The sequence below is a fragment of the Streptomyces sp. WM6372 genome, from assembly GCF_001279655.1.
GTDB lineage: Bacteria > Actinomycetota > Actinomycetes > Streptomycetales > Streptomycetaceae > Streptomyces.
Genome location: NZ_LGDB01000183.1, coordinates 199,143 through 222,076 on the forward strand (window position 1 = coordinate 199,143; position 22,934 = coordinate 222,076).

A 22,934-nucleotide genomic window follows, 5' to 3' on the forward strand; every position below is an offset into this window, starting at 1 on the left:
TGCGGGCCCGGGCGGCGAACCGCCCGGGCCCGGGGTGACCTGGTCAGTTACAGGTCGTGATGCTCAGGCTGCTGTCGCCGCAGAGCAGCAGGCTGGCCCGGCTGCCGCCACCGCCACCGCCGTGCAGCGCGCCCTCGGTGACCTCTTCCTTGGGGGTCTCCATCGACTGCAGGTCGAGAAGCGTCATGTCAGATTCCTCTTCTGTCGAGTGGTGCGATGGGTCACGGCCCCGTGCGGGACCGGCTCTGGGGCCGCCGCGGTGCTGCGCAGCGGCGGGAGGAACGGCAGGTGCGCGCGCCCGCCGGGCGCGGCGCTGCCGAGGGCGAGGAGAGCGCCGGCGGTGCCCGTGGCGAGATCCATGGACAGGCGCATCATCTGCTCGCCGGGGAAGGCCAGATGCCCCTGGTACGGCACGGCGTGCCGGGCCAGCGCGTCGATCTGGCGGGCGATGTCCCGGGATCCGGTGCCCGGGCCCGGCGTGGTGGTCCGGGCCAGGTGGAGGATCATCCCGGCGGCGCCGCGCAGCAGCCCGGGCTGGGCGTAGAAGGTCGCCTGCGCCGCCCGTACGATCTCGCGCCGGGCCTGTTCGAAGCGCTCGTCGGGAGCGTGCTCCAGCCAGTCGTCGAGGACCATGCCGATCCCGACGCTGCCCTCGCCGAGGTACGGCATCGTGCGCCAGCCCTCGTTCACCTGGAGGGTGCCGTACGCGCTGGTGACGCAGCGGTCGAGGTCGTGGTGGAGCGCCCGGGCGGCCTGGAGCAGCAGCTCCTTGTCACCGGTGCGTTCGTACAGCCGCAGGAAGAGCAGGGCGGGGCCGGTGTTCCCGTACATCAGTCCGGCGCGGGCGGGCCGCTGTTCGGGCCGGGCGAGGAGTTCGGCGCAGCGCAGGGCCGCGGTGTGCAGCCCGCTCTCGCCGCTCGCGGTGCCGAGCGCGTCCAGGGCGAGGCCGATGCCGGCGAGTCCGCCGTGCAGGTCGGGACCCGCGCTCTGCCAGGGCTGGTGCAGCAGCCTTTCGGTGAGCGCGAGGGCGCGGTCCGGGTGTCCGAGCCGGTGCAGGGTCCAGGCCGTGCCGGCGAGGCCGTCGTAGAAGCCGAGCGGAGTGCCGGATGCCGGCTCCTCCGTGCGCGCCAGCAGCCATTCCTCGGCTTCGGGCCAGGGTCCGGCGCCGGTCTCGGCGAGGGCGTGGAGCACCCCGGCGATCCCGTAGCCGAGGCCGGTGCCTCCGCCGGCGGTCGCGAACTGGGCGATGTCGCCGGGCACGAAGCGGTCCTCGCGGTCCGGGGTGGCGCTCGCGCGCAGCGCCGCGGTCATCGAGGCGCGGGCGGCGGGCCAGTCCCCCGGCTCGACGGGCAGGTACGGGCCGGGCGGTGCGGTCAGGCGGCCGCCCCCCGCGCCCTGTGGAGCGCCGGCCAGGATCTCTTCGACGGCCTCGTCGAGGAACTGCCGCGGTACGGGGAACTGCTCGGCGGCGACGGCGGCCAGATGGGCGGCCTTGGCCCGGTCCAGGACGAGCAGGCTGGTCAGCGGGAGGAACAGGGCGAGCCGCAGACAGGCGAGGGCGTAGCGGTCGACGGAGAACCCGCGCCGCTCCGCGGGGGCGACGAAGGCCGGGTTGGCGACGGTCTGGCGCAGCCCCTCGTCGACGTGCGCGGCGGCCTCGAAGTCCAGCAGGGCGACGGAGGGTTCGCCGTTCTCGTCCTCCGCCACCATGATGTTGAAGAGGTGGAGGTCGTTGAAGACCACGCCGCGGGCGTGCACGGCTTCGACGGCCTCGGTGACGCGGCGGTGGATCTTCAGGGCCCACTCGGTGTAGGAGGCGAGCTCCGCCGGGTCGGGGTCCGCCTCGATCAGCGGGTGGCGGCGGGCGAAGTAGGTGTTGAGCGGTTTGCCGGCGAGGTGTTGCAGCACCAGGAAGTGGTGGTCGCCGACCGTGAACGTGCCGCGCACCGCGGGCACGCAGTCCAGGCCCGACAGCCTTTCCAGTGCGGCTTGTTCGCGGTGCAGCCGGGTCACGGCGTCGGCGCCGTCGGCGGCGAGCCCGGCGTACGGCCGGGCCTCTTTGAGGACCACGGACTCGCCGGTGCGGCTGTCCTTGCCGACGTAGACGCCGCCGCCGTTGGAGAAGTGCAGCGCCCGCTCCACCGTGAAGGGGATGCCGGTCAGGGTGATCCCGGAGCGCGCCGCGAGGTGCGGCTCCAGGAAGGCGGGCAGTTCGAGCCACTCGGGCGGCTGGAACACCGGCCCGCGCCGATCCGGTACGAGCCGCCCGTCAGGCGTCTCGATCGCCGGGACCAGCTCGCCGTGCTCGTCGTAGCAGTGCCGCAGGGTGAAGCTGCCGTAGCGCAGGTGGACCGGGCCGGCGCCCCAGCGCAGGTCGCTGAGGATGTACGGGCCGGCCGCCCCGGCCAGCGCGGCGTCGAGGTCCTCCGCGATCCGGCGGCACTGCTGCTCGTCGGCCGGGTAGACGGTGATGAACTTGCCGCTCGCCGCGCGGTCGGCGTACTTGGCGTTGCGCAGGTGCAGCAGGTACCGGCTCGGTATGAACTTGAAGGCGATGCGTCGGGCGGTGCAGTACGCGTACACCGTCGTCAGCAGCGATTCGGCGTTGTCGAGCGTGGCCGAGACGTGGATCTTCCAGCCCTGCGCGGGCAGTTCGGCGTCGGCGGGGCGCAGCGCGAGCCAGTCGCCGCTTCGGTGCGAGCGCCACCCCGGCGGGACGGGGGCGAGCGCGGCCGGGTAGCTCTCGCCGGCGCGCCGGTACGGCGCGTCGTAGAACCAGCGGTCGGCGTCGCAGAAGGCGGCGTACCCCTTGTTCACACCTGCTCCCTCGGTCGGCGGCAGACCCGACGGTGTCACGCCCGGAGGAGGCGGCGACAGTCACGCCTGTCACCGTTGGGGTGTGCAGTACTCACGAGTCACCGGGCACGCGTCAGGTGTCACGGGGCTCCGCGGCCCGTCGGGTCCACCAGTGCCGGCGGCGCGGGTGCACGGCCCGCCCGAGCCGGCGGCCGATCAGCAGGTAGCCGAGGAGCGCGCCGGCCGTGTTGAGGATGACGTCGTCGATGTCGAAGACGCGTCCCGTGACCAGGGCGCCCTGGACCAGCTCCACGAGCGTCATCAGGCAGACCGTCACGGCGCCGACCCGCAGGAGCCCCCGCGCCGGGGGCAGCAGGACGGGCAGGAGCACACCGAACGGCAGGCCGAGCAGCAGGTTCCCGCCCAGCTGGCGCACCGCCTCGATCGTCGACGTCCCGTCCAGGTAGGCGTTGATCGAGCGGCCGGGCGTGACGTTGCTGTGCACGAGGGCCGCCGAGGCGGCGGACGGTTCCAGCGTCAGCCGGGCCAGGACCACCCCGAACAGCACGGTCCCGGCGAAGGCGGTGACCATGGCCGACGCCCGGACCGCCGGATGGGCCGGACCCCGGTATCGCCTCCGGGGGGCGACCGGTACGGGCCGTTCCGCCCGTCTGCGTTCCGCGTTCTCGCGCTCCGGGTTCTCGTGTTCCGCCCGCTCGCGCTCCACAGGCCTCCGGTCCGCCCGCTTGCGGTCCGCCCGCTTCTCCGTACTGCGCCGTACGCAACTCCATGTCATGCGGGCGCGTTTACCCTGCGGGGCCCCCGGTACGCGGGCGCCACCGGCGCTCCCCCACGGCGGCCGGCGCATGCGGCCGGGCCCGTCGGGCACCTGCGGAGCGTGACCGACCTCCCCCGCACCGCATCCCGCCCGAACGCTCCGCCCGCGGCCGCCCTCGCGGCGCGCACCCGCGCCGAACTGCGGCGTACGGCCGTCCGCGTCTGGACGGACAACCTCGCCGACCACGCGGCCGCACTCACCTACTACGCCGTCCTGGCGCTCCTGCCCGCGCTCGTCATCGCGGTCTCCCTCGTCGGGCTGCTGGGCGGGGAGACGAGGGACCGGCTGATCACCGACCTCACCGCGTACGCGCCGCCCCAGTCGGCGCAGGTGCTGCGCGACGCGCTCGGCGGACTCGCGGCCGAGCAGTCGTCGATGTGGGCCCTGCTGATCAGCGGCGTGCTGAGCGCGCTGTGGTCGGCGTGCAGTTACCTGGCGGTGTTCCGCCGGGCCCTGCACACGATGCACCGGGTGCCCGACAGGCGGCCTCCGCTGCGTGCCGCCCACACGCTGCTCGTCAACGCCGCGGTGCTGCTGGTCCTGCTCGTCGTCGCGGCCGCGGGACTGGTCGTGTCCGGTCCGCCGGCCCGATGGGTGGCGCGGACCGCCGGCGGGAGCAGCCCGGAGGTCATCGCGCTCCTGCGCTGGCCCGTGCTGCTCGTGGCCGTCACCTTCCTGGTGCTGATCCTGTTCCGTACCGGCCCGGCCCAGAGCCGGGGCACCCGCCGGGGCCTGCCCGGCGGCGTACTGGCGGCCCTGCTCTGGCTGGCCGCCTCGGTGCTCTTCACGCTGTACACGGGGCTGGACACGTACGGCCGGCTCTACGGTTCGCTGGCCGGCATCGTGGTCTTCCTCGTCTGGCTCTGGATCGCCAACCTGGCCCTGCTCACCGGGGCCCAGTTCAACGCCGAACGGGCCCGGGAACCGGCCGCCCGCCCGTAGGCCCGGTTCCCGGGCCCCCGCCCGCGCTCCTCAATCGAGGCGGGCGGGTCCCCCCGGTGGGGGACCCGCCCGTGCCGTGTGTCACCGCACGGTGCGGTTACCAGTAGTGGCGCCTGCCGCCGACCGCGTGTCCGACCGAGCCCAGGAGCCACAACACCGCGCCGACCACGAGCAAGATGACCCCGATGGTCCACAGGATGGAAATTCCGGTCAGAAATCCGATGAGCAGGAGAATCAGTCCCACGAGAATCATGATGCCCTCGTTCTCACGTTGGGGGTTCGGCGGAACGGTTGGAACCGCCGTGGCGCCTCGGACGGCGTGTACCCCGGAAATCCGTACGTATCAGTGCTGTGTCCCGCCGACATCGTCCGCGCAGGACCGGTCGTGCGCGTTCCGATGTCTTACGATGCTGCCAGGACAGCCTCGGGTCCGGGACCGGAGGGGCACATGGCGGAACAGGGCCGGGAGCCCGTGGAGGCCCTGGACGGCGCACGGCGGCGGGCCCTGCGACTGGCCGGGCTGTCGGACGCCTCGGATCCGGGGATGGACCGGTTCGCACGGCTGGTGACGAGACTTCTCCGCGTACCCGTGGCCTTCGTTTCGCTGATCGAGGAGGACCGGCAGGTCCTGCCCGGCATGGTCGGTCTGCCCGAGCCCTGGGCGGAGAGCCGGGCGCTGCCGCCGTCGCACGCCCTCTGGCGGTACGCGGTCGGCTCCGGGAAGCCCCTGAGCATCTCCGACACCCGCGCCGACGCGAGGCTGCGCAACAGCCCCGTGCAGGACCTCGGGATGGTGGCGTACGCCGCCATACCGGTGACCGACGGCAACGGGCTCGTCCTCGGCGCTCTGTGCGCCCTCGACCACACGCCCCGGGCCTGGAGCGAAGGGGAGCTCGCCGACCTGGCGGATCTGGCCGCGGCGTGCTCCGCCGAGCTGTGCCTGCGGATCGTGTCGGCGCAGCGCCAGGCGGCACAGAACGTACTGGAGACCGCGCGGGCCGCCGCCGAGCGGGCCCGGGGCGACGCGGAGCGCCTGGAACACGAGGCCCAGGCCGGCCTGGACCACGCCGAGCTGCTGCTGAGGGCCTCGGAGGAGCTGTCCCAGACCTCCGGCCTGGAGGACCTGCGGCGACGGCTGCGCGACCTGTTCGTCGGCGTCGGCAAGCCCTCGTACGTGGGCCTGCTCGTCGCCGACGAGAACGAACTGCACCGCATCCCGGACCCGGACGTCGTGCACTCCGTCGAGCACGAATTCCTCACCCTCTCCGCGGACGCGGCATTTCCCAGCGCCCGGGCCATGCGGGAAGGGCGGACCGTGTTCGTGCCCGACCGTGAGGCGCTCGTGGCCGGGTACAGCCCCGAGGCGGTCGCCTTCTTCGACCGCATGGGTTTCACCACGGTGCTGTGCCTGCCGCTCTGGGGCAGTCGCGGGCTGCTGGGCGTCCTCGTGACCTGCTGGACCAACCCGCACGAGGTGAGCACCCCCGAGCGGGCGGCGCTCACCGCGGCCTCCGGGTACACCGCCCAGGCGGTGGAACGCGCCCTCTACCTGGACGAACGCATCTCCATCGCCCGCCAGCTCCAGGCCGCCATGCTCACCGACCTCCCCCGGACCGACGCCCTCGACATCAGCGCCCTCTACCAGCCGGCCGCCGACGAGGAGATGATCGGCGGAGACTGGTACGACGCCTACCACCTGCCGCCGGCCGGGTCCGGCGACGTCGCCCCGCTCATGATCACCGTCGGCGACATCACGGGCCACGACATGCATGCCGCCACCGTGATGGGTCAGATCCGCAGCATGCTGCGCCAGGCCACCCTCGACCATCCCCCGTACAGCCCGGCGGCCGCTCTGACCGCCCTCGACGCGGCCTGTTCGGTCCTGCCCATCGACGTCGGCGGCACCCTGGTCCATGCCCGCCTCGACTCGCTGGGCGACGCCGGCGGCTGGGCCCTGACCTGGTCCAACGCCGGTCACCCGCCCCCGCTCCTGCGGACCCCGGACGGCGTGGTCACCACCCTGGTGGAACACGACGTCCTCCTCCACCCGGGTCTCGCCGCCCCTCGGCGCACCGAGGCCCGGCGGGAACTTCGGCCGGGCTCGACCCTGTTGCTCTACACCGACGGACTCGTCGAGCGGCGCGGCCACGACATCGACGCCGCCATCGCGCAGCTCGCCGGCCTGCTGGCCCGCCACGGGGACCGTCCGCTGCCCGAACTGCTCCGCCGCATCAACAACCGGTTGGCGGAACCGCCCCCGGGAGACGACGTCGTCCTCCTCGTGCTGCGCATTCCCTGACCGGCGCGGGGGGACCGGACGGCTCCGTGTGGGACGCCCATCAGCGGCTCGGCGGGCGTGAACGGCTCGGCGGGCGTGAACGACAGGCCGGAAGGTCTCACCCGGCCTCGTCCCCGAGGGTGCGCCGGGCACAGCGGAGCACCACGGCGGCCAGGTCGCCTCCCGTGCGCAGCAGCTCCCGCTGTACGCGGGCGCCGTTGCCGCGGGCCTGCAGCGCGGCCAGGCCTTCCTTGACGAAGCCGGCGTCCCCGTTGTCCTCCAGGGCATCCCGTACGTGGTCGTACAGCCCCCGGACGACGGCAACGGCTCCGTCCTCGCGGAGGGTGGCCGGGTGGATCAGCGGCCCGTCGAGCCCGGACCGGGCCGCACGCCAGGCGGCGAGCCGGAGCAGGCTCGTATCGGCCACCGGCGGCGGTTCACCCGCCCGCCAGTCCCGGGCCGCGGTGTCCACCAGGCCGCGCACCAAGGCGGCCAGCAGCACGGCGGTCGACGCGTCGAGGCAGACGTCCGCCACGCGGATCTCCACCGTCGGATAGGAGGCGGCCAGCCGCGCGTCGAAGTAGATCATCCCCTCGTCCCGGATGGCCCCCGTGGCGACCATGGCCCGTACCCGCTCGTGGTAGCGCTCGGGCGTGCCGAAGAGGTCGACCGGGCCCGCCGAGGGCCAGCGGTTCCAGACCCTGCTGCGGTAGCTGCCGTACGCGGTGTCCTCCCCCTGCCAGAAGGGTGAATTCGCGCTCAGCGCGGTGAGGACGGACAGCCAGGGCCGGATCCGGTCGAGCACCGCCACGCCCTCCTCGTCGGAGTCCACCGCCACGTGCACGTGGCAGCCGCAGGTCAGCTGTTCCTGGGCGGGCAGGCCGAACTGCCGGGCGATCCACTGGTAGCGCTCGCCCACGCTCAGCGACGGCTCCACCGGCAGCGGGCACGTGGCCAGGGCCGCCACCAGGACGCCGGCGGCCTCCGCGTGCCGGGCGGCCTCGGCCCGCCACCGGCGGATCTCCTGGTGGAGTTCGTCCATCCGGGTCAGCGGGCGGGTGGCGCACTCGACCTGTTCCTCGTGCAGCTCCTTCTCCAGCGGGATCTCTCCGCCGGCGCCCGCCGCCCGGCCTCCGGACCGCAGGGCCGATGCCAGCACCGCGCCGGCGGAAGCCGCCGGCTGCCCGGTCCGCGGATCGACCAGCAACAGTTCTTCCTCGACGCCGACGCTGCGCATGCGGGACCTTTCGCTTGCTCTCCGTGCCGTTCCCTCCGGCGTATGCCCGCTCGCGCGGCGGCCATCCGCAGTGTGAGCGCGGCGTACGGGTGGTGCGGGGCTGCGGCGAACGCACCTCGGCGGGCCGTCCGGGCGGTGGGTCGCTTTCGGACATCTCACGGCGATGCCGGGCGCAGAGGCACATGCGGGGCTTTCGGGGGCAGGCGAGAGGGTGCCCATCCCGTGCGCCGCCTGACCCGGCCGGACCGGCCGGTCCGACAAGCCGCAGGCGGTGCTCGATTCAAGGAGGTTTCACGATGCTGATCACCGTCACCCGTACAGGCGGGTTCGCGGGCAGGGAACGGACCGCTTCCCTCGACACGGAGTACCGGAGCGACGGCGCCGAGCTGGAGCGGCTGGCCGAGCGAGCCCTGAGCGGCGAGTGCCCCGCAGGCGGGCAACCCGTGCCGGACGGGTTCAACTACGTCGTCCACGTCGACGGCAAGCTGGTGGAGTTACGGGATCCGTACCTCACCGAGGAGCAACGGCAGCTGATCGCCACCGTCCTGGGCGAGGGCGCCTGACCGTTCCGCCCACCCCCGGCTCGCCGGGGTGCCGTACCGGGTCCGGGCGGGCCCGGTACGGCACCCGCGCGACGGTCCGGTCGGCATGTTCGGCCCGGTCGGCCTGTTCGGTCCGGCCTCAGGCCGCCGCCGTGCCGTCCGCGCCGGTGACCCAGGCGGTGCCCATCCGTTCCCGGGCCGAGGCCAGCGCGGCATCGATGTCGCGCGTCCCGGTCGACACGCACAGCGTGTAGACCACGTCCTCCAGTCGCTGCCGCACCGGTTCCTGACGGCCTCCGGCCTGGAGCCGCGTCACCATCTCGTACTCCTCCACCAGACGCGCCAGCACCGCGGGGTGAGCCATCAGCACGATTTCGCTCCTTCACAGGTCGCCTTCACGGGGCCGGGACGCCACTGCGCCTCGTGTGCCCCGTGCCAGGCGTCCCATGCGCCACACGCGTCGTACTGGCCGAGACCGTACGGTGGTTGTCGCGGTGGGACGGTCACACCGCAACCCGTCGCCGCGTCCACGGCGGTGAGCAGCAGCCGCTGCCGCGGCCGGGCGACCGCGCCGATCAGTGCTCCCCGCCCCGCGGTTCAGGCCGGCCAGGTACCCGACACGCGTCGTACGGCGACGGCTCCGGACCTCTCGACGGCCGCTTTGACCAGGGCGAAGATCGCGCCCTGGATCGCGGCGGCGATCAGTACCTCGCGCCAGCGCCGTTCCTCGTCCATGGCGTTCGGGGCGTCGCCTTCGTGCCCGGCGAGTTTCCACACCTCCTTGAAGACCGCCGCGGCCAGCAGACCGGCGCCGGCTCCGAGCGCCAGTCCGACCGGCTTGTAGGCGACTTTCGATGCCTTCATCGCACACCTCCGCTATCCCTCGCTCCGCAGCCCGACGCGGCTCCTCCACGCCTGAGCGTCGAGGAGCCGCCGGGACGGTGCCGTCGTCGCGACGGCGCGCGCCGGATCAGAATCGGCTGCCGCCGAACGGGCCGCCGATGCCGTAGTACGCGCCGATTTCCGTGTGGTAGGCCTCGTCCCGCAGGTGCTTGTCCCGGTGGAACTCGGGGGCGTTCTTGATCTGCTCCTTCGTCCGGTCGACGTAGATCCGCTCGTCTTCCACGTCGATGCGGGAGACGGTGCCGGCCGGGAGGAGCACCTCCTTGCCGAAGATCCACGGACCGGTGTCCACCACGATGTACGCGAAGTCGGCCTCGTCGGAGTGCTTGTCCACCTTGCCGATGGCGCCGTCGACGGCCTCGACCTTGAATCCGATGAGGTCGACGCCCTGCGGACGGGCCGAGGTCTCGCGATAGCCCCACACGTTCTCCGTCATGAAAATGCCCTCCATGGGGGTCGGATCGGACTCTCGTAACAGCGCGCCTGCCCCTCGTCCGTGGTCTCACACCCGGCGATCCGGACGGGGTGAATCCGCGGAGCGAAAGCCGCGGCATTCCGTTCGAGAGGGCGTGTGTGGACTCCGCCCGCACGGCGGGCCCGTCGCGGTCCCGCTACGCGGGGGCGTCGCTCGGTACGGGGCTGCCGCAGCCGGGATGGCCCCAGCGGGTGCCGAGCTTGGTGATCTGCTCACCGGCCGCGTACGACTTGCCGCAGGGGCAGCTGCCGGGGAACTTCGCCTTGATGGAGCCGCCCCGGCCGCGCGGGGGCTTCTTGGCTCCGGCCGCGGGCTGGGCGCGGGGCGCGGAGGCGCGGGCGGGAGCGGGGACGGGCAGCGACGCGCTGCCGAGGGCCGTGCCGGCCGCCTGCTGGGTGGCGGCGGCGTCACTCGCGGCCTGGTCGGCGATCGCGTTCAGGAGGTCGCCGTCCTCGCGGTGGGCCGGAACGTAGCGGAATTCGACGTCCCGTTCGGCCAGCAGCGCGTCGATCTGCTCGACGAGCTCCCGGTTGGCGACGGGTTTTCCTGCCGCGGTCTTCCACCCGTTGCGCTTCCAGGCCGGGAGCCACTGGGTCACCGCCTTCATGGCGTACTGGGAGTCCATCCGGACCTCGACGGCCGTTCCGGGGGCCAGGGACTCCAGCAGCCGCTGAAGAGCCGTGAGCTCGCCCACGTTGTTGGTGGCCCGGCCCAGGGGCCCGGCTTCCCAGCGCTCCGGGCGGCCCTGCGTGTCGGCGATGACCCACGCCCAGGCGGCAGGTCCGGGATTACCCTTCGCCGCGCCGTCACAGGCGGCAATGATGCGATCAGACATCCCCCGATCATGCACCACGGCCGCCCCGGCACGAATTCGGCTGCGAGCGGCGTTCGGCCGGGCGAGCGCTGCGAGGGGGCGCGCCCTCCTGCCCGCCGCGCCGATTGCGGGGCCGCGGCGCTGGTCCCATAGTCCGAGGTATGGACGCGCGCGAAAAGGCGCTCCGACGGGCGTACGGCCATGCCGCCCGCTGGCTGGCGAGCCTGGACGACCGCCCGGTTCCCGCCCGCGCTTCGGTCGACGAGATCGTGGACGCGCTGGGTGCCGAGCTGCCCGACGGTCCGAGCCCGCCCTCCGATGTCGTCGACCTGCTGGTCACGGCCTGTGAGCCGGGGCTGACCGCTTTCCCCAGCGGCCGCTTCTACGGATTCGTGGTCGGCGGCACCGAACCGGCCGCGCTGGCCGCGGACTGGCTGGTCAGCGCGTGGGACCAGAACTCCGTGATGCGCGCCGTCTCGCCCGCGTACGCGGCGGCGGAGGACGTCGCCGGCATGTGGCTGCTCGACCTGCTCGGCCTGCCGGGTGGCAGCGCCGTCGGCTTCACCACCGGTGCCACGATGGCGAACTTCACCTGTCTCGCCGCCGGGCGCGACGCGGTGCTGCGCCGCGCGGGCCGGGACGTCGCCCGCGACGGTCTCGCAGGCGGGCCGGCGGTCCGCGTCCTCGTCGGCGAGGACCGCCACATGGCCGTCGACCTGGCGCTGCGCTATCTCGGGCTGGGCGTTCCGGAGCCGGTGGCGGCGGACGGTCAGGGGCGCATCGTGCCGGAGGCCCTGCGCGGGGCCCTGGCGGCCGGCGGACGGAGTCCGACGATCGTGGTCCTCCAGGCCGGAGACATCCACTCCGGCGCGTTCGACCCCTTCGCCGAGACGATCCGTACGGCTCGGGAATCGGACGCATGGGTGCACGTCGACGGCGCCTTCGGGCTGTGGGCGGCCGCCTCGCCGCGGTACGCACATCTGACGGCGGGCTGCGCGAACGCCGACTCCTGGGCGACGGACGCCCACAAGACCCTGAACGTCCCGTACGACTGCGGGCTCGCCATCGTGCGCGACCCCTCCGCGCTCCGGGCCGCCATGGGCCTGCGCGGCGATTACCTCATCCAGGACGAACACGGCGACCCCATCGACAAGGTTCCCGAACTGTCCCGGCGCGGCAGGGCCTTCACCGTGTGGGCCGCGCTCAGGTCCCTCGGCCGGTCGGGCGTGGCCGACCTCGTCGAGCGGCTGTGCCGGCACGCCTGCGCGTTCGCCACGGGCATCGCCGGGATCGACGGCGCGACGGTCCTCAACGACGTGGTGTTCACCCAGGTGTGCGCCGAGTTCGGCGGCGACGAACGCACGGAACGGGTGCTCGCCCGGTTGCTCGCCGACGGCACGGCGTGGATCAGCGGCTCGACCTGGCGCGGCCGTCGCGTCATGCGGATCTCGGTGAGCAACTGGTCGACGACGGACGAGGACGTGGCGCGCACCCTCGCCGCGATCCGTCGCGCCTGCGCCGACTGAGACCGCCGGGCTCCGGACTCCGGGTGTCGGACTCCGGGTGTCGGACTCCGGGTGTCGGACTCCGGGTGTCGGGCTCCGGGCTCCGGGCTCCGGCTCCGGGTGTCGGGCGCGGCGGGCCACACGGGGGACGCGGCGGGCGCCGGGCCGGCTTCCGGCGTGCGGCCCGACAAGGGGTTCGCCAGACTGATCCAGATGATCTCCACGACGGAAGCCGCCGGGCCGTCCCGCCGAGACCGGCGGCGTGGTCTGCTGCTGCCGCCGCTCGTCGCGTGGCTGATCACGAACCTGATCACCTGGGCGGCCGCGGCGGCATCCGTCGCCGGCGACGGATCCGAAGTGGAGTACTGGTCCCCGCAGAGCCGTCGGCGCTGGGATTCCGAGCACTACCTGTCCATCGCCAAGACCGGCTATGAGATGTTCCGGTGCCGGGACCGGTACCCGGACTTTCCCGATGTCGTGTGCGGAAACGTCGCCTGGTTTCCCGGGTACCCCATGGGGATCCGCGCGCTTTCCGCCACGGGGCTTTCGTATGAGACATCAGCCGTCGTCCTCACCGAAGCGTCCCTGTTCGGCATGTTCGCCGTGCTGTGGTGGCTGCTCGGCGCCCGGCTCACCTGGGCCACCGGACTCACCCTAGCCATCGGCACCGTGTTCCCGGGCGGTGTCTACTTCCACGCGATGTTCCCGATCGCCACCGGCACGCTGGCGCTGCTCGTCTGCGTCGCCGGAGTGAAACGCGGCAGCTGGGGCATCGCCGCCGCCGGTGGGTTCGTCGCGACCGCCTGTCATCTGGTCGGCGCGGCCGCCGTCGGCATGCTGCTGCTCAGCGCGTTCTTCGCGTGGCGGGCGGACGCCTGGCCGGTCCGGTTCGCGAAGGCCGGGGCGTCAGGGGCGCTCGCCGCCTGCGGGGTGCTCTGGGCGAAGTGGCTGATGTGGCAGGCGACGGGCCGCTGGGACGCGTACGAGGCCATCCAGGCGTCCAGCTACGAGCAGGGCGGCCTGCGCCAGCCCTTCGCCGAAATGAGGAAGGCCTACGACTTCCCGTTCAAGGACTGGTACACGCCCGAGGGACACCTGCCGTGGCTCGTGGAGCACGCCCTCGCCGCGCACAGGACCCAGCTCTGGCTCAATGCCGCCTTCATCCTGCTCGTCCTGGCGACCGCCGCGGTCCGGCTCGTCCGGAACCACCGACTCGACGTCGAGGAGTGGGCCGCCCTGATCCTGACGGTGGCGATCTTCCTGCTGCCGTTCTTCGCCGGCGCGGAAATGTCGTGGTACCGCAACCATGCGCAGATGTTCGTCGCGCTCGTACTGGTCAAGCACATGTCCCGATGGGTTCAGGTACCACTGCTGCTGCTCTGCTCGGTCCAGTACGCCCTCCTCGCGTCGATGTTCTTCGCTGGGGTGCTGGTGTAAAGCGCAAAGACTTCTCCAAACCCGCACCAGCAGGCAGTGGCGAGCATCTCCCGATCGGGCGTACATAGAGCAGATATACGGACATTCCGGTCACGACCTTGGGCGTGACGGACCTCATCCTGTGTGCATCGCCATTGCTCGGCCCGATCGGATTTGCGCATAGTTGCCGGTGCTACGCCCATGCAGAACCGAGCGAAACGGACCTTGGCATGCCCATCCCGCCCCCTCCGCCGTGCGCTCCCGGCCCGGGGCGGCACGGATGAAGACCGCGTCCGAGCGGCTGCGCGCCGCCTTGGCCGCCGGTGCGGGCGTCGTCACCCTGTTGTGGGCCGCCCAGATGCACCCCTCCGCCCGCCCCGACGAGCTCATCGGGGCCGCCGCGCACCTCACCGGGCTCCTCGCCGGTTACGGCATCCTCGTCATGCTGTTCCTCATGGCACGCGTACCGGCCGTGGAGCACGGCGTCGGCGCCGACCGCCTCGCCCGCTGGCACGCCTTCGGCGGCCGCTGGGTGCTGGTCCTGTGCGGCGCCCACGGCCTGTTCGCCCTCGTCGTCTACGCCCTGCGGACGGGGACGGACCTGCTGTCCGCCACGGGGGCCATGTTCCGCTACCCGGCCCTCATCGCCGCGTTCGCGGGCGCCGCCCTGCTCGCGGGTGCGGGCCTGTTCTCCGCCCGCGCCGTACGCCGCCGGGTCTCGCACGAGGCGTGGCGCGGCATCCACCTGCTGACCTACCTCGCCGCCGCGCTGGGCTTCGTCCACCAGCTGGCCGGCCCCGACGTCTCCGTCACCGCCTTCACCGCCTGGTTCTGGGCCCTGCTGCACACCGTCGTCGGCGTACTGCTCGCCTGGTACCGCGGGATCGTCCCGGTCCGCCAGGCCCTGCGGCACGGGCTGCGCGTCGCCACCGTCGAACCCGAAGGCCCCGGCGTGGTCTCCGTCACCATCCAAGGGGCCAGGCTCCGCGAACTGCGCGCCGAGCCCGGCCAGTTCTTCCGCTGGCGGTTCCTACGGGGCGGCCTGTGGCACACCGCCCTGCCGTTCTCGCTCTCCGCGCCCGCCCGCGACGACCGCCTGCGCATCACCGTGAAGGCGCTCGGCGGGCACTCCCGGCGGGTCCGCGGGCTGCGGCCCGGCACCAGGGTCCTGGCCACCGGCCCGTTCGGCGCGCTCACCGAGCGGCGCCGCACCCGCCCCAAGGTCCTGCTGATCGCCGGCGGCATCGGCATCACTCCGATGCGGGCGCTCTTCGAGTCCCTGCCCGCGAGCCCCGGCGACCTCACCCTGCTCTACCGCGCGGGCGACGCCGGACAGCTGGTCCTGCGCGATGAGCTGGAGGCCATCGCAGCGTCCCGCCAGGCCGCACTGCACTACCTGGTGGGCCGCTCCGACGCCGCGTACGACCCGCTCGCGCCGCAGGCCCTGCGTGCGCTCGTACCCGACCTGTCCGACCGTGACGTCTACCTCTGCGGGCCGCCCGGCATGGCCGACGCGACGACCGCGTCGCTGATCAGGGCGGGCGTCCCGGCCGCGCGCATCCACTCCGAGTGCTTCACCTACTGAGGACGCCGATTCACCGATGAATCCGATGGATCCGATGAACCAGTACTCCGCACCCCAGGAGCCCGCGCGACTCCCGCCGCCCGCACCGGCTTGCGAGCCGCAGCCGCAGCCGCGGGCCCGCCGGGCGGCCGCCCGGCACCGGAAGTCCGCGCCGTCCCGCCGGCTCGCCGCCGGGCTCGCCCTGGCCAGTGTCGTGGCCGCGACGCTCATCACGCTGACCGTCGACCCGGCCGCACCCGCCCCGGACGCGGCCCCGGACGCCACCCCGCACGCGCAGCCCGCGCGCTGAGCGAAGGCGCCCGGCCGGGCAGTCCGCCGTGCACCGGGTAGTCGAAGAGCGGCGAACGGCACCGCCGCCGCGGGCAGGTGCCTGCCGTCGACGAGGTGGTGATGTGGGCTGATCGCCCGGGGTCAGGCCCGCGGCGGGGCGCCCGCTCGTCGGCGGTGGATGGCCACCGCGGCGGATGCGGCCAGCAACATGCTCAGAACGACGGGCAGGAACAGCGCGTGCGGCGCCCCGGTCGACGAGGCCACCATGACGAAGGGCAGGCCCGCGAGGAACACCGCGGGTGCCGTGCGCAATCGGGCGAAGGCCTGCCGCCCGGCCAGCAGCAGTCCGCCGGCCACCGGTACGGCGGTCTGCAGCCCGCTCAGCGGGCCCGGCAGCGGCCACACCGTCGGCGCCAGGGTCAGCACCGCCACCCCCGCCGACACCGCGGACACCCCGACAGCGGTGCGCACCCGCAGGGCCGGTCGCAAGTCGGGCGGAGACAGCAGGGCCACGAGCGCCAGAAGGAGGATCGGCCCGGTGAAAAGAACCGCGAATTGAAGGCCCAGACCCAGCCGGAGTGCCTGGGACGCGAAGATCGCCGCGGTGCCCGCCGACAACGCCCACGTGCCCGCCGCCCAGCGGCCGGTCAGGGCCAGCACGGCCCCCACGACCGTCACGAGGCAGGCTGCCCCCGCCAAGGCCACGGGGCCGGCGCCGTCGATCCGGCAGGCGAAGCGGAGAGTGGAGAGCGTCAGCCGCGCCCAGGACATCGCGTTCACGCCGACCGCGACGACGGCGAACGGGGCCAGAGCCGCGAGGAACCGCCCTGCGCGTCCCACCGAGCCGAGGCCGAGCCGCATGCGCAGCGCATGGCCGACGACATCGAGGGCCTCGCGGGTCCGGGCTGCCCTGCCCGCACCGTCCGTGGCCTCACGGTAGGCGCCGGCGATCTCGTCGCCGAACTCCCGGCGGTACGTGGCCGGGTAGAGCATCAGCAGCGCCCTCACGCGGTCACCGCCGCGCCGAATCCGCCGAGTTCCAGGCGGCGGTTCGCTTCCTGGGCCGTGCGCGCGATACGAGCCGCCTCGGCGGCCAGGGCCTCGCGGCCGCGCGGAGCCAGGGCGTAGCTGCGGCGCCTGCGCCCGTCCACCACCTCGTCCTCGTGGACGGCGATGAGTTCTTGTTCGAGGAGCCGTTCAAGGGCGCCGTACAGCGTTCCCGTACGCATCTTCGTGCGTCCTTCCGAGATCTTCTCGACCTCCTGGGCGATCGCGTATCCGTGGCGCGGGGCATCGGCGATCGCGGTGAGGATGAGCAGCGTCGGCTCTCGCAGAGCTTGATCGTTCACGAGGATCACGATAGCTCGGTGTCCGACATATGTCGATGGACGACTTATGCAAAGGGCGTGGCCGGCGCCGGAGTTGACCCTCCCCCTACGTCAGGCTGGAGGCTGTGGACGAACGAAAGGGCAGGTCCATGGGCTATACCGTGGGTCAGGTCTCGGCCTTCGCCGGGGTGACCGTACGCACGCTGCACCACTACGACAGGGCCGGGTTGCTCTCTCCCGGCGACCGCAGCCGGGCCGGGTACCGCCGCTACGACGACCGCGACCTCGCGCGGCTCCGGCACATCCTCTTCTACCGCGAACTGGGCTTTCCCCTGGACGAGATCGCCGAGATCCTCGCGGACCCGCAAGCCGGCGTGCTGCACCACCTGCGGAACCGGCAGCGGCAGCTGACGGAGGAGATCGCCCGACTACGGCGGCTGTCCGAGGCGGCCGAGCGGGCCATCGAGGTCCAGCAGACCGGCGTGTCCCTGACGCCCGAAGAACGCTTCGAGGTCTTCGGGGAGATCTCCTTCGACCTCAGCTACGCCACCGAAGCCCAGCTGAAGTGGCGGGACTCGAAGGGGCACCGGGAGGCGATGGCCCGGGCCGGCACCCACACCAAGGAGGACTGGCGCCGGCTGATGGCCGAGGCCGCCGCCTGGCGGGCGGATCTGCTCGCCTGTCATGACGACGGCGAACCCGCCGACGGCGAACGGGCCATGGACATCGCCGAGGAGCACCGGCTGCACGTCACCCGCTGGTTCACGCCGTGCCCGCCGGAGATGCACCGGCGGATCGCCGACGACTTCGCCGCCGACCCGCGCGCCTTCGCCCTCGTCGTACCACCGTCACAGCAGCGGCCGGACCTGGCCGCCTACCTGGCCCGGGCGGTACACGCCAACGCGTCCCGCCGCGCCCACCTCCACGAACCACGTATGGGGAAAACCGATGAGAATCCTGATCGCCACGGCCGGATCGCGCGGTGACGTCGCGCCGTACACCGGACTGGGGGCCGCCCTGCGCAACGCGGGACACGAGGTCGCACTCGCCGCCACAGCATCGTTCGCGCCCCTGGCCGGGGAAGCCGGACTGGAATTCCGGCCCCTGCCCGCGGACCCCCGGGCACACGGTGACGTGCAAGGCGGACGCGAACTGCTGCGGGCCGCAGCCGCGTTCATCACGGATCTGGGCGAGGGGTTCGCCGGTGCCGTCGCCAAGGGCACGGACCTGCTCCTGCTGTCGGCCACCACCGCCCCGCTCGGCTGGCACGTCACGGAAGCCACCGGGATACCGAGCCTGGGCGTGTACCTGCAACCCACGACCCCCACCGGCGACTTCGCCCCGACCGTGACGGGAGCCCGCTCGCTGGGCCGGCTCGGCAACCGCGCCGCCGGGCGGTTCGCCCTGCGCATGACCGACCGGGTCTTCGAGCCGGCGGTGGCACGGCTGCGGAAACGCCTGGAGCTGCCGGCCCTGACCGCCGCACGGATGCGCCGCCGCCGGGACCAGGCCGGGTGGCCCGTCCTGCACGGCTTCAGCACCGCGCTGCTCCCCCGCCCCTCCGACTGGCCGGCCCACCTGACGGTGACCGGCTCCTGGTGGCCGTACGTTGACGCGGACCGCCCTCTTCCCGCGGACCTGGAGGACTTCCTGGCGGCGGGACCGCGCCCGGTCCTCGTCGGCTTCGGCAGCATGGCCGCCGGGGAAGGAGAACGCCTGAGCGAAATCGCCGTACGTGCCCTGCGCCGTGCCGGGCTGCGGGGGATATTCCAGTCGGGCAGCGCCCGGCTCGTCGCCGACGGGGACGACGTCCTGACCATCGGCGACGTACCGCACGCCCTGCTGTTCCCACGACTGGCAGCCGTCGTCCACCACGCCGGAGCCGGCACCTCGGCGGCGGCGGTCCGCGCCGGGGTCCCGTCCGTCGCGGTACCGGTCGCGGCGGACCAGCCCTTCTGGGCCGCTCGGCTCGCCGCGATCGGCGCGGCGCCCTCCCCGGTCCCCTTCCGCTCCCTGACCGTCGAAGGCCTCGCCCACGCGCTCACGACCGCGGTGCGGGAGCCGTCGCACACGAAGGCGGCCGCGGCCGCCGCGCGGCACATGTCGACGGAGGACGCGGCGGGCAGCGTCGTGACGGCGGTACGACGGCTGACGGAATGCTCCGCCCGGGTGCACCCCCGCCCCGGTCGCTGACGCGGCGTCCGGGCCGGGAACGGGTCAGACCCGGTCGAGCCGGTCCGCGCCGTCGCGGCGGCGGGCGTACTCGCGGGCGGCGACCTTCACCCACGGGGTGCCGCACTCGGTCGGTGCGGACCAGCCGGAACTCGGCCTCGGGCAGCACGTGGACGAGCCGCCCCGACCACGGGTACCAGGCCCATCTGCCGTACGCGTCCGGCCGGCCGCCCACGACCTCCTGGACAACTGCACGTCACCCGGTGGGGCGCAGTCGAATTGATCTTCTACTTGAGTGCGCCGGTCGCGCGCTGCGTACGCCCCTGCGACCCCACGCCCCTGGGCGGTCAACTCCGCGCGGTGGGCGTCTCGGCCGCCGGGCGGGGCGGACGGGGCGCGACCCTGGGGAGGAGTTCGTCGGCCGTGGTGTTCAGGTGGAGTTGGAGCAGGTGGTGGGGGAAGGAATAGCCGCTGTCGGTGCGGTGGAGGAGCACCCGCTCCTCCGCGGCGTGCAGGAAGCGCCGGTAGCGGTGCGGCGTGCGCCCCCGGTACGCCAGCACCGCGCGGATCGTCCAGTGGCGCACCACGGCCAGACCCCCGAAGCGGAAGCCCCGGATCACCCCGAACAGCGCGCCGAGCAGGGCCGCGACGAAGCCGGCCCTGCGCAGGCCGTCGCCGGGCGCGGCCAGGGCGATCAGCGCCAGCAGGCCGAGACCGCCCACGGCCAGTCCCGCGAAACCGTGGACCAGCGAGAAACGCGCCGAGCGGCGAACCCCCTCGTTCGGGCGGGGCCGGCGGTCCTGCAACGACGGCTCGAACTGGTTGCCGAAGACGTAGACGAGGCCGAGGAGCAGCGACGCGATCGGGGCGATCCACGAGGGTTGCGGGCACAGCAGGTGGACGACGTATCCGAGCAGGCCGATGAGCGCGGCCCAGACGATCACGGACAGCGTGCCGCGCGCGAGGTACTGCTTGACCGGCGAGGAGTAGATCATCAGTTCCTGCCGTCGCCAGGTCCACCGCATCTGCTCCACCGGCTGGAAGACAGGGGTGAACGAGGCTTCCATCTGGGTGACCGTGACCCACAGGTAGGCGAGCCCCACCACCGAGCATCCGGGTCCCGTCAGGTCGGCCTTCGCGACGTAGAGCAGCCAGAAGAGGATGAGCAGCATCACGGGCCCGTTGGCCATGAGGGGGATCGCCAAGGCCCCGCGCTCCTCGCGACGTCGCTTCCCGGCCCCGCCGCCCTCCTCACCGCTCTCCTCACCGCTCTCCTCACCGGTCTTCAGGTAGTGCTTCTCCGACTGGTACGCCTGGGCGGCGACGTTCATCACCATCGCCAGGGCAAGGGCCCCGGCGTCCCGCACGCCGGTGTGCACCACCCCGGCCCGGACGGCCACCACCAGCCACACCAGGGGAAGTCCCAGCGCGAACGCCGCCATAATCACGTTGGGAACGATCCGCGGGAGGATCTGCTCCCGCGGGGACAGCCAGCTCAGGTCCAGCCGGTCCAGGTACAGCACGTGTTCCCGGCGCTCGGTGAGCGTCCGGGCGAGCGAGGTCAGCCAGGTGAGGGTCCGCTCGGGGGCCGCGTCCGGCCGCGGGCGGTCCCGCCGCAGGCACTCACGGGTGTAGGCGTCGAAGATCCGGCCGCGGCGCTCGGCGAGGCTGCCCGGCGTGCGCAGGTCGTCCGCCGGCCGGTTGCGGTAGGTGAGCCGGATGAAGTTGAGCATCATCGGCGATCGGAACAGCGGCCACAGGTCCGGATGCCCCTCCAGCGCGGCGTGCACGTCCGCGAGGGCCCCGCGGTCAGCGGCCAGGAACTCGTGGACGTCCCGTTGGCTCGGGGGCCGGATCTCGACGTAGCGGAGCGCGCGGATGCTCTGGGCGAGGCGGTACAGGTCGGCCTCGTCCGTGCGGCAGCCGACCGCCATGCCCGGGCAGGACCGGCGCAGTTGCCGGAGCTCCTTCACGCACGTGCGCCGTTCCTGTTCCGGCACCTCGTCCAGGCCGTCCAGCACGGGCAGCAGCCGGTGCTCGTGCAGCCAGGTCCGCACCAGCACGCCCGAGACGCCCCGGTACTGCTCGCTCATGGCGGCGACCAGCCACTCGTCGAGGGGCTCGCCCCGGTACGTGTCCAGCCGCAGGTAGACCGGGATGTGCAGGGGCTCCCGGTCATCGGGGCCGTCGAGCGCCTCGACGGCCAGCCGGTGGGCGAGCCGGGCGAGCTGCGTGGTCTTCCCCATGCCCGGCCGGCCCAGCACCACCAGCTCATCGGTTTCCCCGTAGAGCGCGCGGACGCTGGTCACGGCGGTCGGCACCGGTACGAGTTCGGCCCGGCGGGCCCTTCTGGCCCGGCGGCCGCGCACGGAGTGCTCCCGCACGCGATCCGGCGCGGGTTCCGGCGCGGTGAGGATCGCGAACCGCGGCGTGAGGTAGTGGTGGACCTCGGCCCGCCCGAGTTCCACGGCCGCCCTGTCCCTGACCTGCTTGACCAGCCTGCGGCGCAGTCGTATGGCGTACGCGTCCCTGCGGTGGCGCACGGGCCAGGTGACGGCCACCACCACCCACGACATGACGGCCCGGGCGAACCGGAGGACGGGGTAGCGGCGGAGGTCCATGCCCGGGGCGTCGGCACGGTGAGCGGGCGGGGTCTCCCCCGCCTCCGGCTCCGGGCCGCCGTCCTCTTCCCCGACTCCCGGGAGCAGCGGAGGAGGAACTTCCGCTGCGCCGCCGCCCGGATCCCGCTCCGCGGCCGGCGCCTGCTCCGCCCAGGCCTTGTGCCACCGGGGCTCCCACTCGCCGGGGGCCCCGCCCAGCGCCGTGACCATGGACAGGAAGGGGACCAGGCGCGGGCGCCTCTTGCCGGAGAAGGATTCGGAGACGTAGGGCGGACTGAGGTTGGCGGCCTCGGCCAGCGCGGTCACCGTGGGGCGTGCGGTCGGCTCCAGCCCCTCGTAGAGCTCGTCGTGGACCCGGCGCATGAGCTCGGCCCAGACCCGTAACTCCGGTGCGGCCGCGGCCGGATCGGGGCGCTGCGGACCCCGGGGCCGGGAACCGGTGCGTCCTGGCATCCGCTCTCCCCCTTCACGAACCGTTCATTGCCGTTCATTCGTTCACGGCCGCCGAAAAGCCTGGTCGGCGGGGTGCGGCGGGCCGTAGAACTGTGCTCGTCGGGGCTCGCCGCCACGCTCACGGCGGATGCGCACGGGGGTCACCGCGCCCACCCCGACGCACCCATTTTGGCCAGCGGAGCGCCGCTTGTACGGCCAACTGGCAGGTCCGGAAAATTCGTTGCCGACCGAGGAGTTCCCGCATGAGTCCGCCCACGACACCGTCACGCCTGCTCCCCTCCCTCGGCGGCCTGGTGACGGCCGGGCTGGGGGTGTCGGCCGAGGCACCCTGGTGGTCGGTCGCGACCATCGGGTTCGCCGCGCTCCTGGTGCTGCGGGCGGAGGCACTCGTCAACGCCCGCAACGAAGCACGCCGCGGGCTCCACGAGGGCCGGCTGCTGGCTTCGGTGCCCAGCCGGCAGGCCCTGGGCTACCTCCGCGAGGTCAGACGGGCCCAGTTGGGCCCCCCGCCGCAGCCGGAGCCGCCGATCCCCGGCACGGGCGGCGCAAGCTCCGACTCCGCCGGCGCTTGAGACTACGATGCGTGGGTTCGACAGGGCAGGCAGCGGGGGTGCGTGACGTGAGCGGTTACGGCGGGGGGGGGGGGACCGGGGGGGGGGGGGGGGGGGGGGGGGGGGGGGGGGGGGGGCGGGGGGGGGGGGGGGGGGGGGGGGGGGGGGGGGGGGGGGGGGGGGGGGGGGGGGGGGGGGGGGGGGGGGG

General features: G+C 73.4%; 22 protein-coding genes. 10 read left to right on the forward strand and 12 right to left on the reverse strand.

The window, feature by feature from the left end; translation table 11 throughout:
• Window positions 1–43 precede the first annotated feature (43 nt).
• From ADK52_RS18460 to ADK52_RS18470, 3 genes are all read right to left on the reverse strand, one after another.
• Entirely contained in the window at window positions 44–187 is a 144-nt protein-coding gene (locus tag ADK52_RS18460; RefSeq protein ID WP_030162116.1) for a SapB/AmfS family lanthipeptide, read from the reverse strand.
• Entirely contained in the window at window positions 184–2,817 is a 2,634-nt protein-coding gene (lanKC, locus tag ADK52_RS18465) for a class III lanthionine synthetase LanKC (RefSeq protein ID WP_053690919.1), read from the reverse strand. The genes ADK52_RS18460 and lanKC overlap by 4 nt, the downstream gene beginning before the upstream one ends.
• 112 nt (window positions 2,818–2,929) lie before the next feature.
• Window positions 2,930–3,592, reverse strand: a complete 663-nt coding sequence (locus tag ADK52_RS18470) for a VanZ family protein (RefSeq protein ID WP_234343969.1) — start codon at window positions 3,590–3,592, stop codon at window positions 2,930–2,932.
• 102 nt (window positions 3,593–3,694) lie between these two features.
• Here ADK52_RS18470 and ADK52_RS18475 point away from each other — a divergent pair, with 102 nt between their 5' ends.
• Window positions 3,695–4,576 (forward strand): YihY/virulence factor BrkB family protein, encoded by an 882-nt coding sequence (locus ADK52_RS18475; protein WP_234343972.1) that lies wholly within the window; start codon window positions 3,695–3,697, stop codon window positions 4,574–4,576.
• Window positions 4,577–4,673: 97 nt separating this feature from the next.
• Here ADK52_RS18475 and ADK52_RS43015 read toward each other — a convergent pair whose 3' ends face one another.
• Window positions 4,674–4,829 carry a DUF6131 family protein gene (locus ADK52_RS43015; RefSeq protein ID WP_199809302.1) on the reverse strand — a complete coding sequence of 52 codons (156 nt, stop codon included), beginning with the start codon at window positions 4,827–4,829 and terminating at the stop codon, window positions 4,674–4,676.
• A gap of 195 nt (window positions 4,830–5,024) precedes the next feature.
• Here ADK52_RS43015 and ADK52_RS18480 point away from each other — a divergent pair, with 195 nt between their 5' ends.
• On the forward strand, window positions 5,025–6,875 hold the full coding sequence (locus tag ADK52_RS18480) for a GAF domain-containing SpoIIE family protein phosphatase (RefSeq protein WP_053690920.1): 1,851 nt from the start codon (window positions 5,025–5,027) through the stop codon (window positions 6,873–6,875).
• 97 nt (window positions 6,876–6,972) lie between these two features.
• On the opposite strand, the gene ADK52_RS18485 is transcribed toward ADK52_RS18480, so the two are convergent.
• Complete coding sequence (locus ADK52_RS18485; protein ID WP_053690921.1) at window positions 6,973–8,091, reverse strand: glutamate--cysteine ligase; 1,119 nt, start codon at window positions 8,089–8,091, stop codon at window positions 6,973–6,975.
• Window positions 8,092–8,387: 296 nt separating this feature from the next.
• On the opposite strand from ADK52_RS18485, the gene ADK52_RS18490 reads away from it, so the two are divergent.
• Window positions 8,388–8,654, forward strand: a complete 267-nt coding sequence (locus ADK52_RS18490; RefSeq protein WP_053690922.1) for a protealysin inhibitor emfourin — start codon at window positions 8,388–8,390, stop codon at window positions 8,652–8,654.
• A 118-nt stretch (window positions 8,655–8,772) separates the two neighbouring features.
• Here ADK52_RS18490 and ADK52_RS18495 read toward each other — a convergent pair whose 3' ends face one another.
• From ADK52_RS18495 to ADK52_RS18510, 4 genes are all read right to left on the reverse strand, one after another.
• The gene (locus ADK52_RS18495; RefSeq protein ID WP_053690923.1) at window positions 8,773–9,003 is read right to left on the reverse strand and encodes a DUF5133 domain-containing protein; all 231 of its coding nucleotides are present in this window, start codon (window positions 9,001–9,003) and stop codon (window positions 8,773–8,775) included.
• A gap of 227 nt (window positions 9,004–9,230) precedes the next feature.
• Window positions 9,231–9,497 (reverse strand): DUF4235 domain-containing protein, encoded by a 267-nt coding sequence (locus ADK52_RS18500; protein WP_053690924.1) that lies wholly within the window; start codon window positions 9,495–9,497, stop codon window positions 9,231–9,233.
• Between the two features lie 106 nt (window positions 9,498–9,603).
• Window positions 9,604–9,972 (reverse strand): PRC-barrel domain-containing protein, encoded by a 369-nt coding sequence (locus tag ADK52_RS18505; protein ID WP_053690925.1) that lies wholly within the window; start codon window positions 9,970–9,972, stop codon window positions 9,604–9,606.
• A gap of 175 nt (window positions 9,973–10,147) precedes the next feature.
• Window positions 10,148–10,846, reverse strand: coding sequence for a ribonuclease H family protein (locus ADK52_RS18510; RefSeq protein ID WP_053690926.1), 699 nt, complete (start codon window positions 10,844–10,846; stop codon window positions 10,148–10,150).
• A gap of 140 nt (window positions 10,847–10,986) precedes the next feature.
• Here ADK52_RS18510 and ADK52_RS18515 point away from each other — a divergent pair, with 140 nt between their 5' ends.
• From ADK52_RS18515 to ADK52_RS18530, 4 genes are all read left to right on the forward strand, one after another.
• Window positions 10,987–12,351, forward strand: coding sequence for a pyridoxal phosphate-dependent decarboxylase family protein (locus ADK52_RS18515; protein WP_053690927.1), 1,365 nt, complete (start codon window positions 10,987–10,989; stop codon window positions 12,349–12,351).
• A 192-nt stretch (window positions 12,352–12,543) separates the two neighbouring features.
• The gene (locus ADK52_RS18520) at window positions 12,544–13,767 is read left to right on the forward strand and encodes a hypothetical protein (protein WP_159045976.1); all 1,224 of its coding nucleotides are present in this window, start codon (window positions 12,544–12,546) and stop codon (window positions 13,765–13,767) included.
• A 259-nt stretch (window positions 13,768–14,026) separates the two neighbouring features.
• Entirely contained in the window at window positions 14,027–15,331 is a 1,305-nt protein-coding gene (locus tag ADK52_RS18525) for a ferric reductase-like transmembrane domain-containing protein (protein ID WP_053690958.1), read from the forward strand.
• A gap of 34 nt (window positions 15,332–15,365) precedes the next feature.
• On the forward strand, window positions 15,366–15,620 hold the full coding sequence (locus tag ADK52_RS18530; protein ID WP_159045977.1) for a hypothetical protein: 255 nt from the start codon (window positions 15,366–15,368) through the stop codon (window positions 15,618–15,620).
• Window positions 15,621–15,742: 122 nt separating this feature from the next.
• Here the strand turns inward: ADK52_RS18530 and ADK52_RS18535 are convergent, their stop codons facing one another.
• Both ADK52_RS18535 and ADK52_RS18540 read right to left on the reverse strand, forming a co-directional pair.
• Window positions 15,743–16,609 (reverse strand): hypothetical protein, encoded by an 867-nt coding sequence (locus tag ADK52_RS18535; protein WP_053690930.1) that lies wholly within the window; start codon window positions 16,607–16,609, stop codon window positions 15,743–15,745.
• Window positions 16,606–16,950 carry a PadR family transcriptional regulator gene (locus tag ADK52_RS18540; RefSeq protein ID WP_053690959.1) on the reverse strand — a complete coding sequence of 115 codons (345 nt, stop codon included), beginning with the start codon at window positions 16,948–16,950 and terminating at the stop codon, window positions 16,606–16,608. Before ADK52_RS18540 ends, ADK52_RS18535 begins: the two co-directional genes overlap by 4 nt.
• Before the next feature lie 128 nt (window positions 16,951–17,078).
• Here ADK52_RS18540 and ADK52_RS18545 point away from each other — a divergent pair, with 128 nt between their 5' ends.
• Entirely contained in the window at window positions 17,079–17,915 is an 837-nt protein-coding gene (locus ADK52_RS18545; RefSeq protein WP_053690931.1) for a MerR family transcriptional regulator, read from the forward strand.
• Window positions 17,878–19,122 carry a glycosyltransferase gene (locus ADK52_RS18550; protein ID WP_053690932.1) on the forward strand — a complete coding sequence of 415 codons (1,245 nt, stop codon included), beginning with the start codon at window positions 17,878–17,880 and terminating at the stop codon, window positions 19,120–19,122. The genes ADK52_RS18545 and ADK52_RS18550 overlap by 38 nt, the downstream gene beginning before the upstream one ends.
• Before the next feature lie 326 nt (window positions 19,123–19,448).
• Here the strand turns inward: ADK52_RS18550 and ADK52_RS18555 are convergent, their stop codons facing one another.
• Complete coding sequence (locus ADK52_RS18555) at window positions 19,449–22,175, reverse strand: NACHT domain-containing protein (RefSeq protein WP_159045978.1); 2,727 nt, start codon at window positions 22,173–22,175, stop codon at window positions 19,449–19,451.
• A 242-nt stretch (window positions 22,176–22,417) separates the two neighbouring features.
• Between ADK52_RS18555 and ADK52_RS18560 the strand changes: the two genes are divergently transcribed.
• Window positions 22,418–22,747: a hypothetical protein gene (locus ADK52_RS18560; protein WP_053690934.1), complete on the forward strand. Its 330-nt coding sequence runs from the start codon at window positions 22,418–22,420 to the stop codon at window positions 22,745–22,747.
• Window positions 22,748–22,934: the final 187 nt, after the last annotated feature.

Bases quoted from the DNA above. Each gene is read 5' to 3' on its own strand.
- ADK52_RS18460 (WP_030162116.1), bottom strand. From the start codon at position 187: ATGACGCTTCTCGACCTGCAGTCGATGGAGACCCCCAAGGAAGAGGTC.
- ADK52_RS18470 (WP_234343969.1), bottom strand. From the start codon at position 3,592: ATGACATGGAGTTGCGTACGGCGCAGTACGGAGAAGCGGGCGGACCGC.
- ADK52_RS43015 (WP_199809302.1), bottom strand. From the start codon at position 4,829: ATGATTCTCGTGGGACTGATTCTCCTGCTCATCGGATTTCTGACCGGA.
- ADK52_RS18480 (WP_053690920.1), top strand. From the start codon at position 5,025: ATGGCGGAACAGGGCCGGGAGCCCGTGGAGGCCCTGGACGGCGCACGG.
- ADK52_RS18485 (WP_053690921.1), bottom strand. From the start codon at position 8,091: ATGCGCAGCGTCGGCGTCGAGGAAGAACTGTTGCTGGTCGATCCGCGG.
- ADK52_RS18490 (WP_053690922.1), top strand. From the start codon at position 8,388: ATGCTGATCACCGTCACCCGTACAGGCGGGTTCGCGGGCAGGGAACGG.
- ADK52_RS18500 (WP_053690924.1), bottom strand. From the start codon at position 9,497: ATGAAGGCATCGAAAGTCGCCTACAAGCCGGTCGGACTGGCGCTCGGA.
- ADK52_RS18505 (WP_053690925.1), bottom strand. From the start codon at position 9,972: ATGACGGAGAACGTGTGGGGCTATCGCGAGACCTCGGCCCGTCCGCAG.
- ADK52_RS18510 (WP_053690926.1), bottom strand. From the start codon at position 10,846: ATGTCTGATCGCATCATTGCCGCCTGTGACGGCGCGGCGAAGGGTAAT.
- ADK52_RS18515 (WP_053690927.1), top strand. From the start codon at position 10,987: ATGGACGCGCGCGAAAAGGCGCTCCGACGGGCGTACGGCCATGCCGCC.
- ADK52_RS18520 (WP_159045976.1), top strand. From the start codon at position 12,544: ATGATCTCCACGACGGAAGCCGCCGGGCCGTCCCGCCGAGACCGGCGG.
- ADK52_RS18525 (WP_053690958.1), top strand. From the start codon at position 14,027: ATGAAGACCGCGTCCGAGCGGCTGCGCGCCGCCTTGGCCGCCGGTGCG.
- ADK52_RS18530 (WP_159045977.1), top strand. From the start codon at position 15,366: ATGAACCAGTACTCCGCACCCCAGGAGCCCGCGCGACTCCCGCCGCCC.
- ADK52_RS18545 (WP_053690931.1), top strand. From the start codon at position 17,079: ATGGGCTATACCGTGGGTCAGGTCTCGGCCTTCGCCGGGGTGACCGTA.
- ADK52_RS18550 (WP_053690932.1), top strand. From the start codon at position 17,878: ATGAGAATCCTGATCGCCACGGCCGGATCGCGCGGTGACGTCGCGCCG.
- ADK52_RS18555 (WP_159045978.1), bottom strand. From the start codon at position 22,175: ATGCCAGGACGCACCGGTTCCCGGCCCCGGGGTCCGCAGCGCCCCGAT.
- ADK52_RS18560 (WP_053690934.1), top strand. From the start codon at position 22,418: ATGAGTCCGCCCACGACACCGTCACGCCTGCTCCCCTCCCTCGGCGGC.